The 12,998-nt window shown below is 62.2% G+C and carries 8 protein-coding genes and 2 pseudogenes; 7 read left to right on the forward strand and 3 right to left on the reverse strand.

Features of this window, described 5'->3' with window-relative positions; all coding sequences use genetic code 11:
* Positions 1 to 107: pseudogene (locus GFM02_RS22510) on the forward strand (IS110 family transposase); the annotation flags it as partial.
* Between the two features lie 128 nt (positions 108 to 235).
* Here the strand turns inward: GFM02_RS22510 and ypfJ are convergent.
* Positions 236 to 1,156: a KPN_02809 family neutral zinc metallopeptidase gene (ypfJ, locus tag GFM02_RS22515; protein WP_168322856.1), complete on the reverse strand. Its 921-nt coding sequence runs from the start codon at positions 1,154 to 1,156 to the stop codon at positions 236 to 238.
* A gap of 77 nt (positions 1,157 to 1,233) precedes the next feature.
* Positions 1,234 to 1,764: a DUF2306 domain-containing protein gene (locus GFM02_RS22520; protein ID WP_168322857.1), complete on the reverse strand. Its 531-nt coding sequence runs from the start codon at positions 1,762 to 1,764 to the stop codon at positions 1,234 to 1,236.
* A gap of 47 nt (positions 1,765 to 1,811) precedes the next feature.
* Here GFM02_RS22520 and GFM02_RS22525 point away from each other — a divergent pair.
* The 5 genes and pseudogenes from GFM02_RS22525 to GFM02_RS22545 all read left to right on the forward strand — a co-directional run.
* Positions 1,812 to 2,585: pseudogene (locus GFM02_RS22525) on the forward strand (LytTR family DNA-binding domain-containing protein); the annotation flags it as partial.
* Positions 2,586 to 2,857: 272 nt separating this feature from the next.
* The gene (gene carB, locus GFM02_RS22530; protein ID WP_168322858.1) at positions 2,858 to 6,346 is read left to right on the forward strand and encodes a carbamoyl-phosphate synthase large subunit; all 3,489 of its coding nucleotides are present in this window, start codon (positions 2,858 to 2,860) and stop codon (positions 6,344 to 6,346) included.
* A gap of 138 nt (positions 6,347 to 6,484) precedes the next feature.
* On the forward strand, positions 6,485 to 7,750 hold the full coding sequence (locus GFM02_RS22535) for a T6SS phospholipase effector Tle1-like catalytic domain-containing protein (protein WP_168322859.1): 1,266 nt from the start codon (positions 6,485 to 6,487) through the stop codon (positions 7,748 to 7,750).
* A gap of 185 nt (positions 7,751 to 7,935) precedes the next feature.
* Entirely contained in the window at positions 7,936 to 8,412 is a 477-nt protein-coding gene (gene greA / locus GFM02_RS22540) for a transcription elongation factor GreA (RefSeq protein WP_018074018.1), read from the forward strand.
* A gap of 27 nt (positions 8,413 to 8,439) precedes the next feature.
* Complete coding sequence (locus tag GFM02_RS22545; RefSeq protein WP_168322860.1) at positions 8,440 to 9,498, forward strand: glycosyltransferase family 4 protein; 1,059 nt, start codon at positions 8,440 to 8,442, stop codon at positions 9,496 to 9,498.
* A gap of 71 nt (positions 9,499 to 9,569) precedes the next feature.
* Here GFM02_RS22545 and GFM02_RS22550 read toward each other — a convergent pair whose 3' ends face one another.
* Positions 9,570 to 10,904 (reverse strand): dicarboxylate/amino acid:cation symporter, encoded by a 1,335-nt coding sequence (locus GFM02_RS22550; RefSeq protein ID WP_168322861.1) that lies wholly within the window; start codon positions 10,902 to 10,904, stop codon positions 9,570 to 9,572.
* Between the two features lie 224 nt (positions 10,905 to 11,128).
* Between GFM02_RS22550 and GFM02_RS22555 the strand changes: the two genes are divergently transcribed.
* Positions 11,129 to 12,997: an ATP-binding protein gene (locus GFM02_RS22555; RefSeq protein WP_168322862.1), complete on the forward strand. Its 1,869-nt coding sequence runs from the start codon at positions 11,129 to 11,131 to the stop codon at positions 12,995 to 12,997.
* Position 12,998 lies beyond the last annotated feature (1 nt).

Raw genomic sequence — 12,998 nt, forward strand, 5'->3', positions numbered from 1 at the left:
CCGGCAAACCCAAAATGGTCATCCGCATCGCGCTCGCCCGAAAACTCCTGGTCATTCTCAATGCAAAAGCACGAGATGCGCGAAGAGAATTCGAATATGCAACTTGACAACCCAGATAGTCGCTCATCCGACCCTTCGGGCCACCTTCTCCCCGCTGGGGAGAAGAGGGAGAAAGCCTCCTACTCCTGGTTCCATCACAAACGTTTTTAGAGGGCACCATGAAAGAGAAGGGCCCTCAAATCGGTCCCGAGAACGTATCACAGGCCGACAGTTGGCCGCTGTCGAAGCCGCGCTTGAACCATCTGGCCCGCTGCTCCGAGGTACCGTGGTTGAAGCTTTCCGGGACGACGTAACCCTGTGACCGCTTCTGCAGCGAATCGTCGCCGATTTGCTGGGCTGCGTTCAGCGCTTCCTCCAGATCGCCTGACTCGAGCAGGCCCTTCTGCTGGGTATATTTGCCCCAGATGCCGGCAAAGCAATCGGCCTGCAGCTCGACGCGCACCGACATCTTGTTGGCGTCGGCCTCGCTCATGCGCTGACGGGCCTGGTTGAACTTCGGCAGGATGCCGAGCAGGTTCTGCACGTGATGACCGACCTCATGGGCAACGACATAGGCCTCGGCGAAATCACCCGACGCGCCGAAGCGGTCGGAAAGCTCCTGGAAGAATTCGGTATCGAGATAGAGCTTGTGGTCGCTCGGGCAGTAGAACGGACCTGTTGCAGATGATGCGGAGCCGCAGGCCGATGCCGTCGAGCCCGAGAACAGCACGAGGCGTGGCTCCTCGTAATTTTGGCCCTGCGCCTGGAAGATGCCCTGCCAGGTATCCTCGGTCTCGGCAAGGACGGTGCGCATAAACGCAGTCATCTCGTCGTTGGCGGGCGTGCGTGTTCCGCCGGACTGGCTCTGCTCGTAGCCCGGACCGCTCGTCGTGCCGCCGCTGTCGAGCACCTGCAGCAGATCGATGCCCATCATCTTGAAGATGAAATAGATGACGACAAGGAAGATGATCGTGCCGATGCTCAAGCCCCCGCCGGCGCGGCGAACGCCGCCGCCGGAGGGAAAATTGAAGCCACCGCCGCGGCCGAAACCGCCACCGGAGGGACCGCCGCGGCGATCCTCGACATTGTCTGACTGACGTCGGCCTCTCCATTCCATTTTCGCTCTCCCCGGCAAGGCCCGTGCTTGCACTCAAGCAATCTATATATCCGTCGGCGGCCGGAATTCCAGCGACTTCATCGGGCAATCAGGCGCCCGCGTCGGCGGCGCAGCACGATCGCGACCAGGATCGAGCCGATCACCGCCGCGGCAAGCGCAGCCAGCCATTCCGCACCGGTGAAGACGACCGCATGCATGATCCGGCCAGGCAGGAAAGTGAACAGGCCGGCAAGGACGATACCGCCGAAATAAAGGCCGGCGACGATGCGCTTGTGCAGGCGGATATCGCCGCGACGAGCCGCCGCGATCGCATTCCAGCTGCCGAACAACGTTGCAATCGACAGAAGATGGATCGGGCTGAACCCATAGAAGAGATTGAGTTCATGAATGAAGAAGCTCGATACCGCCGTCACGACCATCAGCGCCATCCAGATCCTGCCGAGCAGCCGGTGCAGCGGCGTGCCCTTGGGACGCAGCAGGGTATAGGCGCCGAGAAGTGCCGCCGGCGCAACAGCAGTGACATGGATCTGAACGGCGAGCGGGGCGTCGAGGAGCGGTTCGAGGGTCATGAGCGGCATCCGGTTGAATTCGATCCCTGTTTCCGCCAAGACTCCATCTGCCTCAATCCGAACCGCGCGAACGGCAGGAAAACTTCGTGATTCACCCCTTCTTGCAATCCACGCTTCGCGAATTGCAGGTCTTTCTCCACTCCCGGCGCTTCTGGGGAACCTTTGCCGCGGTCGTCCTGCTCTTTGCCGTCACCGGCCCCTACGGCACGATGGAAAACATGGCCTTCGGCGAACGCCTCGCCTACTGGCTGACCCTGCATGCCCTTGCCTGGACGATCGCCATTCTCTGCGCGGTCACGGCCGAAAGACTGCTGCGGGGAATGATCGTTTCCATGTTCGCCCGCATGATGGCCGGTTCACTCGCCGCCGCCCTGCCGATCGGTTTTGCCATCGGCCTCGTCGACTATATCTTCGCCGGCGAAGCGACCACGCTCGAAAGCGGCCTGCAGCGCGCGCTTTTTGCGGTGCCGCTCTGCGCCCTCTTCTGCCTTTTGACCTATATGGCGATGAGCCAGAAAATCGCCGAAGCCGCAGCACCTCAGGAAACCAGCCCCGCAACCACGATCCTCGACCGGCTGAAACCTGAGAATCGTGGCTCGCTGCTGCGCCTTTCCGTCCAGGACCACTATACCGAGGTGGTGACCAGCCGCGGGCGCGAACTGGTGCTCTTGCGTTTCGCCGATGCGCTGAGGGAAACCGCCGCAACGCCGGGCCTTCGCGTCCATCGCTCGCACTGGGTGGCCGATGCCCATGTCGAAAGCCTGAAACGCGACAATGGCAGGCTGCTAATCCTCACCCGCGACGGCACGGAAATCCCGGTCAGCCGCAGCTATGCCGAGGATGTGCGCCGCCGCTTCACGCAAAAAAGTCGCGCCAAACGCTTGATGGGACTCCCGCTTTCGCACTTCCGGAAGCAGGGCGGCGGCGAAATCCGGCTGATGGTCGTGCCTGACGGGAAATAGTCTCTCGTGCCGTGTTGGATTCCTGTCGATTCCGCGATTTATGGGGTTCCGTTTGCAAATACATTTGCCTATAAGCCGCTTCTAGCCTGAAAAGACCCAGCATGCGCGACCCGACCCGGTGATCTCCCACCCTGGCCGGCTTTCTGCGCAGCCAGAAAACGGAAGCACCCATGCCGAAGCGCCAAGATATCAAATCGATCCTTATCATCGGCGCGGGACCGATCGTCATCGGCCAGGCTTGCGAGTTCGATTATTCGGGTACCCAGGCCTGCAAGGCGCTGAAGGAGGAAGGCTACCGCGTCATCCTCGTCAACTCCAACCCGGCGACGATCATGACCGATCCGGGCCTTGCCGACGCCACCTATGTCGAGCCGATCACCCCCGAGGTTGTCGCCAAGATCATCGCCAAGGAGCGTCCGGATGCGCTGCTGCCGACCATGGGCGGCCAGACGGCGCTGAACACCGCGCTTTCGCTGAAGCGCATGGGCGTGCTCGACCGCTACAATGTCGAAATGATCGGCGCCAAGCCTGCCGCCATCGACATGGCCGAGGACCGCGCGCTGTTCCGCGAAGCAATGGCCCGCATTGGGCTGGAAACTCCGCGCTCGATGCTGGCGAACGCCACCGACATCAAGGACCTCGACCGCAAGACGCACGAGGCCGAGCGCGTCAAGCTGCGTGAAAGCCTCTCGGGATCCGACCTCGACAAGGCGCTGGACGAGCTGGAAAATCAGTGGAACCTCGGCGAGAGCGACCGCAAGCAACGTTACATGAGCCATGCCATGGCGATTGCCGCCCAGGCAATCGACCATGTCGGCCTTCCCGCGATCATCCGCCCCTCCTTCACGCTCGGCGGCACCGGCGGCGGCATCGCCTACAACCGTTCGGAATTCTTCGAGATCGTCGGCGGCGGCCTCGATGCCTCGCCGACCACCGAAGTGCTGGTCGAAGAATCGGTGCTCGGCTGGAAGGAATATGAAATGGAGGTCGTCCGCGACAAGGCGGACAACTGCATCATCATCTGCTCCATTGAGAACATCGACCCGATGGGCGTCCATACCGGGGATTCGATCACCGTCGCCCCGGCGCTGACGCTGACGGACAAGGAATACCAGATTATGCGCAACGCCTCGATCGCGGTGCTGCGCGAGATCGGGGTCGAGACCGGCGGCTCGAACGTCCAGTTCGCCGTCAACCCGAAAGACGGCCGTCTCGTCGTCATCGAAATGAACCCGCGCGTCTCGCGCTCGTCGGCGCTCGCCTCCAAGGCCACCGGCTTCCCGATCGCCAAGATCGCCGCCAAGCTCGCGATCGGCTATACGCTCGACGAACTGGATAACGACATCACCGGCGGCGCAACGCCCGCCTCCTTCGAACCGTCGATCGACTACGTCGTCACCAAGATCCCACGTTTCGCCTTCGAGAAATTCCCCGGCGCCTCACCGGTGCTGACGACCGCCATGAAATCGGTCGGCGAAGTCATGGCGATCGGCCGCACCTTCGCCGAATCGCTGCAGAAGGCGCTGCGCGGCCTCGAAACCGGCCTGACCGGCCTCGACGAAATCGAGATCCCCGGCTTTGAAGAGGGCGAATCCAGCCAGAACGCCATCCGCGCTGCAATCGGCACACCGACGCCCGATCGCCTGCGCATGGTCGCCCAGGCGCTGCGCCAGGGCATGAGCGAGGCCGAAGTCCACGAAGGTTGCAAGATCGATCCCTGGTTCATCGCCGAACTGAAGGCGATCGTCGAGATGGAGGCCCGCATCCGCGAGCACGGCCTGCCGGATGATGCCGCCAACCTGCGCATGTTGAAGGCCATGGGCTTTTCCGACGCGCGCCTGGCGACACTGACCGGCAAGCGCCCGAAGGAAGTCGCCGAATTCCGCAACAGCCTGAACGTCCGCCCTGTCTTCAAGCGCATCGATACCTGTGCCGCCGAATTCGCCTCGCCGACCGCCTATATGTATTCGACCTATGAGACGCCTTTTGTCGGCGCCGCCCGCTCCGAGGCTGAAGTGTCGGACCGCAAGAAGGTCGTCATCCTCGGCGGCGGCCCGAACCGCATCGGCCAGGGCATCGAGTTCGACTATTGCTGCTGCCATGCCGCCTTCGCGTTGAAGGATGCGGGTTATGAGGCGATCATGATCAACTGCAACCCGGAAACCGTTTCGACCGACTACGATACGTCGGACCGCCTCTATTTTGAGCCGCTGACGGCCGAGGACGTGATCGAGATCCTGCGAGCAGAACAGGAAAAGGGTGAAGTCGTCGGCGTCATCGTCCAGTTCGGCGGCCAGACGCCGCTGAAGCTTGCCGAGGCGTTGGAAAAGAACGGCATCCCGATCCTCGGCACCGCGCCTGACATGATCGACCTTGCCGAGGACCGCGACCGCTTCCAGAAGCTGCTGATGAAGCTCGACCTCAACCAGCCGAACAACGGCATCGCCTATTCGGTCGAGCAGGCTCGCATGGTCGCCACCGAAATCGGCTTCCCACTGGTCGTGCGTCCCTCTTACGTGCTTGGCGGCCGCGCCATGCAGATCCTGCATTCGGAAGGCCAGTTGCAGAGCTACCTGCTCGATACCGTGCCGGAACTGGTGCCCGAGGATATCAAGCAGCGCTATCCCAACGACAAGACCGGTCAGATCAACACCCTGCTCGGCAAGAACCCGCTGCTCTTCGACAGCTATCTTAGCCACGCCATCGAAGTCGACGTCGACTGCCTCTCGGACGGCACCGACGTCTATGTCGCCGGCATCATGGAGCATATCGAGGAAGCCGGCATCCATTCCGGCGACAGCGCTTGCTCGCTGCCGCCGCGCACGCTCTCCAACGAGATGCTCGACGAGCTGGAACGCCAGGCGAAAGCCATGGCCAAGGCGCTCAATGTCGGCGGCCTGATGAACGTCCAGTTCGCCATCAAGGACGGCACCGTCTACGTTCTCGAAGTCAATCCGCGCGCCTCGCGCACCGTGCCCTTCGTCGCCAAGACCATCGGCGCGCCGATTGCCAAGATCGCCGCCCGCGTCATGGCCGGCGAGAAACTCGACGCGACCTTCGCCGCCTATGGGCAAAAGCCCGATCCGCGCAAGCTGAAGCACATCGCCGTCAAGGAAGCCGTTTTCCCCTTCGCCCGTTTCCCCGGCGTCGACACGCTGCTCGGCCCGGAAATGCGCTCGACCGGTGAAGTCATCGGCCTCGACACCGATTTCGCGCTGGCCTTTGCCAAGTCGCAACTCGGTGCCGGCGTCGAGCTGCCGCGGGATGGGACGGTCTTCGTCTCCGTCCGCGACGCGGACAAGCCGCGCGTGCTGCCGGCGATCCGCATCCTCGTCGAGCAGGGCTTCAAAGTGCTGGCGACCGGCGGCACCGCCCGCTTCCTCGCCGAAAACGGTATCACCGCCACCAAGATCAACAAGGTGCTCGAAGGCCGCCCGCACATCGAGGACGCGATCCGCAACCGCCAGGTCCAGCTCGTCATCAACACCACCGATGGCAACAAGGCGATCTCGGACTCCAAGTCGCTGCGCCGTGCGACGCTGATGCAGAAGGTGCCCTACTACACGACCATGGCAGGCGCCGAGGCCGCCGCCCAGGCGATCAAGGCGCTGAAGGCAGGCAATCTCGAAGTGCGACCGCTGCAGAGCTATTTCGCCTGAGATCGGTCCAGAGGCGGGCGCAGCGCGCGCGCCTGCTCCTGTCCCGAATTCGAATGAGAAACAAGGCGCGGCCTTCGCGCTTCGTCCAATGCACATCTTCCGCGATCATGTTAGCATTCCCGCAAACAGGGGGCGAGCATGAGCAAGAATATCGTCATTCTCTTCGATGGCACGTCGAATGAGATTGCGGCGGACCGCACCAATATCCTCAGGCTTTTCGGCGTTTTAAAACGTTCGTCGACGCAAATCGTCTACTACGATCCCGGTGTTGGCACATTTGGCGCGGCCAATGCCTGGTCCAGGGCCTATCGCAAGAGCATCGAAGTCTGGGGCCTGGCGACCGGGTGGGGTCTCGACCAGAACGTCAAGGAAGCCTACCGCTTCATCGTCGACAATTATGAGCACGCGCCACGCGGCAGCGGTGAGGATAGCGACCGCATCCATATCTTCGGCTTCAGCCGCGGCGCCTATAGCGCCCGGGTTCTCGCCGGCTTCATCCATGCGCTCGGCATCGTCAGCCGGCACCATGTCAATCTCATCGATTATGCCTACAGGACCTACAAGGGCATCTCCGACAATGAAGCGAAGGCCGGCGGCTTCGCCGGCGCGACCGACGATGATGCTCCATCGGCCTTTTCCAGCATGCGGCTCTATGAAAGGACGCTGAAGACCTACCGGCCGAAGATCAAGCTGCTCGGGCTTTTCGATACCGTAGCCTCGGTGATCGAGATGGGCAAATGGGTGCCGCAGCTAAGGACCCTGCCCTTCACCAGGAAGAATCCGAGCGTCGAATGGGTGCGCCATGCCATGGCGATCGACGAGCGGCGGACGATGTTCAACCCGATGCCCTGGACGCCGGGGCAGGAATATTGGGGCGGGCCATTCCGGCCGAAGGAGCCGGTGCCGCAGAACGTCAAGGAAGTCTGGTTTGCCGGCGTCCACGGCGACATCGGCGGCGGCTACCCGGAAAAGGAAAGCGGCATCATCAAGATCCCGCTCGAATGGATGATCAGTGAAACCAGGCAGACCGGCCTCGACTATATCGACCAGACGGTCAAGGCAGTCGTGCTCGGGAACAACAGCAGGCCGATCCAGAACTACGTGGCCCCTAACGCGCAAGCCAATCCTCACCATTCTATGACCGCCGGATGGCGGCTTCTCGAATATGTTCCCCGCCGCGTCCCCGAAACCTCCTGGCGCAAGCGCGGCAACACGGAGGGGATCTACCTGCCGCTCCAGGATCGCCGTTTCATTCCTGACGGTGCGGTCATCCACCAGTCGGTGATCGATCGCGGAAATCTGTCCCCGAACCTGCCGCGGCAGGGAAGCTTCACGATAGAGCCATGGTCGGACCGCGCGCCGGCCAAGGATGGGTCGGACCATCCGCCTCCTGCACAATTTTGAGGCGCATCACCTGATGCCGGGACGGGCCGCGTTTCTTTTATGCGAATTTTCTGGAAATCGGCCTTGGCGATCTGCTATAAGCGTCCGACTAAGATTGTGGCACGGTTCCGAAGCTCCCCTTCGGGACCTGTTTTCTTTTGTGTTCGCCGCTGATTGTGCGGATACGAGGATTGAAGGACAGAAAAATGGTTGAAAAGGTACCGATGACACAGGGCGGTTTCGTCAAGCTGCAGGAAGAGCTGCGCTGGCGTCAGCAGGAGGAGCGCCCGCGAATCATCGAGGCGATCGCCGAAGCCCGTGCCCATGGCGACCTTTCCGAAAACGCCGAATACCACGCTGCCAAGGAAGCCCAGAGCCACAATGAAGGCCGCATCAGCGAGCTGGAAGACCTGACGGCACGCGCCGAGGTCATCGACCTCACCAAGATGTCGGGCGACAAGATCAAGTTCGGCGCCAAGGTCAAGCTCATCGACGAAGACACCGAGGAAGAAAAGACCTACCAGATAGTCGGCGACCAGGAAGCCGACGTCAAGGCCGGCCGCATCTCCATCTCTTCGCCGATCGCCCGTGCGCTGATCGGCAAGGAAGTCGGCGATTCCATCGAGGTCAACGCGCCGGGCGGCTCCAAGGCCTACGAAATCCTCCAGGTTTCCTGGGGCTGATCGCCCGCCAGCCGCGAGACCCCTCCCTTGCCGGATATTCGTGACGTCGAGATCATCGCGCCTAATTTCAAGCGCCGGCTCTCCGGCGTCACGTCGACTATCGTCCAGCTCATCCCGTGCCAGATCCGGCTCGGCATCAAGATCGCGACACTCGGCCCAGGCCTGCCGGAGAACCTGCCGAAACTTAAGGTACGGCAGCTCCTCGGCCTCTGGTGCCCGCCGGCGCGCCGGCGCCAGCGTGTCTGGCACGCCCGCCGCAACAACGAGATGGCCGTCGGTATCCTGTTGCGCCATCTCATGCGCATGCCGCTGAAGCTTCTCTTCACCTCGGCCGCGCAACGCCGCCACAGCGCCTATACGAAATGGCTGATCCGCCGCATGGACGCCGTCATCGCGACCAGCGATCGATCCGGCTCGTTCCTCGACGTGCCGCACACGGTGATCCAGCACGGCGTCGATCTTGCCTTGTTCCATCCGCCGGAAACAGCGGAGGACGGCATCGCCGCCACCGGCCTGCCGGGCCGCCATCTCATCGGCTGCTTCGGCCGCGTGCGCCATCAGAAGGGCACTGATCTTTTCGTCAGGGCGATGATCGAACTGCTGCCGCAGCATCCCGACTGGACGGCGATCGTCTCCGGCCGGGTGACGGCCGAACACACGGCATTTGGCGACAAACTTAAAGCGGATGTCGCGGCCGCCGGGCTCAGCGACCGTATCCTCTTCCTCGGCGAAGTGCCTGACATCAAAGTCTGGTATCGCCGCCTGACGCTTTACGTCGCCCCTTCCCGCAACGAGGGTTTCGGCCTGACGCCGCTCGAAGCCATGGCTTCGCGCACCGCAGTGGTGGCATCGGACGCCGGCGCCTATGCCGAGCTCATCGTCACGGGCGAGACGGGCTCGGTCGTCGCCGCCGGCGATGGCGAGGCGCTGACGCGGGCAATCGCGCCCTATATCGCAGAGCCCGCTCTGGCGATCGCCCATGGCGAGAATGCCCTACGGCACGTCAGGACGAATTTTGCGCTGGAGAAGGAAGCAAGCGCGATCGGCGCCGTTTACAACAGCCTTCTCGGCGGCAACCGCGGCTAAATCGGAAAAGAAAACGGCCCGCCGGATAACGGGCCGTTTCAGGATTTTAGGACTGCGGACAGTCCGGTCAGTTATTCAGCCGGCTGCAGCCCGGCAGCCGAAATATGCTCTCCGGTCTGGCCGCCCAGTGCCGCGGCAAGCTGCGCCGTATCCAGCTCGTTTTCCCAACGTGCGACGACGATCGTCGCGACCGCATTGCCGACGAGGTTGGTCAGCGCCCGGCATTCCGACATGAAGCGGTCGATGCCGAGGATGAGCGCCATGCCGGCGACCGGCACGGAGGGCACGACGGAGAGCGTCGCCGCAAGCGTGATGAAACCGGCGCCGGTGATGCCTGCGGCACCCTTCGAGCTCAGCATCGCCACCAGCAGCAGCAGGATCTGATCACCCCAGGAAAGCTGAATGCCGGTTGCCTGGGCAATGAACAGCGCTGCCAGCGTCATGTAGATGTTGGTGCCGTCGAGATTGAAGGAATAGCCCGTGGGGATGACGAGGCCGACGACCGAGCGCTTGCAGCCGGCCTTTTCCATCTTGTTCATCAGTCCCGGAAGTGCTGCCTCCGAAGACGAGGTACCGAGGACCAGCAGCAGTTCTTCCTTGATATAGCGCAGCAGCGCCACGATCGAGAAGCCGTTGTAGCGGGCGACGGCGCCGAGAACGACGAGGACGAAGAGCAGCGAGGTGACGTAGAAGGTACCGATCAGCATGGCGAGGTTGGCGATCGATCCGACGCCGTACTTACCGATGGTGAATGCCATGGCACCGAAGGCGCCGATCGGAGCAGCCTTCATCAGGATGGCGACGAGCTTGAACACAGGCGCCGTCAAGGCATTGAGGAAGTTGACGACCGGTTCGCTCTTTTCGCCGACCATGGCGAGCGCGATGCCGAAGAGCACCGAGAAGAACAGTACCTGCAGAATGTCGCCATCGGCAAAAGCGCCGACGATCGTCGTCGGGATGATGTTGGTCAGGAAACCGACGATGCTCTGCTCATGCGCCTTTGCGGCGTAGCCGGAGACGGCGGTCGGATCCAGCGAGGCCGGATCGATGTTCATGCCGGCGCCGGGCTGGACGACATTGGCGACGATCAGGCCAATGATGAGCGCCAATGTCGAGAATGTCAGGAAGTAGAGCATCGCCTTGCCGGCGACGCGGCCGACCTTCTGCAGGTCGCTCATGCCGGCAATGCCGGTCGCAACCGTCAGGAAGATGACCGGTGCAATGATCATCTTGACGAGTTTGATGAAGGCATCGCCGAGCGGCTTCAACTGGGTGCCGAATTCGGGATAGAAATGGCCGAGCAGGATACCGGCGGCGATGGCCGCGAGAACCTGAACGTAAAGATGGGTATAAAAGGGCTTCTTGCCCTTGCTGTCTGCGACTGCATCGAGTGGTGCTGCGATCATGATGTCCTCCTAATGGCTCGTCCGGAACGAACTCCGGCCTCCCGAGCCGTTCGCTTCAAGTCCAACAGCTCAGCCGTTGTTGCCAGCTTCTTCGCAATCGCCGTGCCAGTTTTGCGTCGACAATCAACACATTGAATTTATTACATAAAAATTTACGAGGCTTCTGATGTCTCATTAAGCAATGCGGAAATCCGCACAAATCAATTTGCGTTTCGTGCAGAAAAATGCACAGATCCGCCATGTCCGTGTCGCAGAAATTGTGGCCTTCCCTGCCCTTGCAACACCGCATCCGCCGGATGTGGTGGGCCTATGCCGTGCTCGCCCTCCTCGCTGTCGTGGCAAGCCTGTGGGCCAGCGGCGAGATCGGCCGGCACCGGGCGGAGGCTGCTCTCGAGGAACAGGCCCGCATGGATGCGAGGCTGAATGCGGCTTTGCTGCGCACGGTTCTCGAAAAATACCGGGCGCTTCCCTTCGTGCTGTCGCAGGACGCGGCACTCGCCGCGGCGCTGGCGGGAAACGATGCCGGCGCGTTCGAGCGGCTCAGTCAGAAGCTGGAAACGCTGGCTGCGGGCACGAAGGCTGCCGTCATCTATGTCATCGACAAGGACGGCATGGCGGTTTCGGCCAGCAACTGGCGCGAACCGACGAGTTTCGTCGGCAATGACTATCGTTTCCGCGAGTATTTTCAGGGGGCGGCCGAACGAGGACAGGCCGAGCACTTCGCGCTCGGCACGGTCAGCAAGAAACCGGGCCTCTATATCTCCCAGCGGATTTCGGGCAGCACTGGCCTGCTGGGCGTCGTCGTGGTCAAGGTCGAGTTCGACGACGTCGAGGCGGATTGGAATGCCTCGAACACCCCGTCCTACGTCGTTGACGAGCGCGGCATTGTCCTCATCACCAGTATTCCGTCATGGCGGTTCATGACGATTGGCCGGATCGCCGAAGACCGGCTGACGGCGATCCGTGAAAGCCTTCAATTCGGCGATGCGCCGCTTCAACCCCTGCCCCTCGACATGGTCCGAGACCTCGGTGACGGGCTCGATGTCGTCGGGATCGTCATGCCCGGCGATGCCGGGAAAACCAGGTTTCTCGATGTCGCAACGTCGGTGCCGGCGACCGGTTGGCATTTGCAGCATCTCGTCGCACTCGGACCATCCGTCGATGCGGGGATTCGTGAAGCCCGCATGCTGGCATTGCTGATACTCCTGCCGCTGCTGGCCGGAGCAGCCTTCCTGTTGCGCCGTCGCCATGTGATCACCCTGCGAATCTCCAGCGAACAGCGGGCGCGGGAGGAACTGGAACGGCGCGTCGCCGAGCGGACGCTGGATCTCAGCCAGGCGCGGGACCGGCTGCAGGCTGAAATCATCGGCCACAAGAGCACGGAGCAGAAGCTGCAGGCGGTGCAGCAGGATCTGGTGCAGGCCAACCGGCTGGCCATCCTGGGTCAGGTGGCCGCCGGCGTCGCCCATGAGATCAACCAGCCGGTGGCAACCATCCGTGCCTATGCGGATAACGCCCGCACCTTCCTCGATCGCGGCCAGACGGCGCCTGCCGGCGAAAATCTCGAAAGCATTGCGGCGCTGACGGAGCGCATAGGTTCGATCACCGAGGAGCTGAAGACCTTTGCCCGCAAAGGCCGCGGCAGCGCCGAACCAACCGGATTGAAGGACGTCATCGAGGGCGCGGTGATACTGTTGCGCAGCCGGTTTGCCGGCCGCATGGATACGCTCGACATCGACCTTCCGCCCGCCGAGCTGCAGGTGATGGGAAACCGGATCCGTCTCGAGCAAGTGCTCATCAACCTGCTTCAAAATGCCCTTGAGGCGGTGGCGCCGAAGGCAGGAGAGGGTCGCGTCGAGGTCAGTACATCCACCGATGCAGGGACGGTGACCGTGACGGTCGCCGATAACGGTCCCGGCATCCCGCCTGATATTCGCAAGGGCTTGTTCACGCCGTTCAACACTTCGAAGGAAAGCGGCCTCGGCCTCGGCCTGGTGATCTCCAAGGATATCGTCGGCGACTATGGCGGTCGGATGGAGGTTTTAAGCGACAGCAGCGGAACCCGGTTCATCGTTCAGCTAAAGAAGGCTTGAG

This window comes from Rhizobium leguminosarum bv. viciae (assembly GCF_012276115.1).
Taxonomy (GTDB): domain Bacteria; phylum Pseudomonadota; class Alphaproteobacteria; order Rhizobiales; family Rhizobiaceae; genus Rhizobium; species Rhizobium leguminosarum_T.

What these genes read in the sequence shown, in the direction of transcription:
- ypfJ (WP_168322856.1), bottom strand. Translation starts at nt 1,156, where the DNA reads ATGGAATGGAGAGGCCGACGTCAGTCAGACAATGTCGAGGATCGCCGC.
- carB (WP_168322858.1), top strand. Translation starts at nt 2,858, where the DNA reads ATGCCGAAGCGCCAAGATATCAAATCGATCCTTATCATCGGCGCGGGA.
- GFM02_RS22535 (WP_168322859.1), top strand. Translation starts at nt 6,485, where the DNA reads ATGAGCAAGAATATCGTCATTCTCTTCGATGGCACGTCGAATGAGATT.
- greA (WP_018074018.1), top strand. Translation starts at nt 7,936, where the DNA reads ATGGTTGAAAAGGTACCGATGACACAGGGCGGTTTCGTCAAGCTGCAG.
- GFM02_RS22550 (WP_168322861.1), bottom strand. Translation starts at nt 10,904, where the DNA reads ATGATCGCAGCACCACTCGATGCAGTCGCAGACAGCAAGGGCAAGAAG.
- GFM02_RS22555 (WP_168322862.1), top strand. Translation starts at nt 11,129, where the DNA reads ATGCACAGATCCGCCATGTCCGTGTCGCAGAAATTGTGGCCTTCCCTG.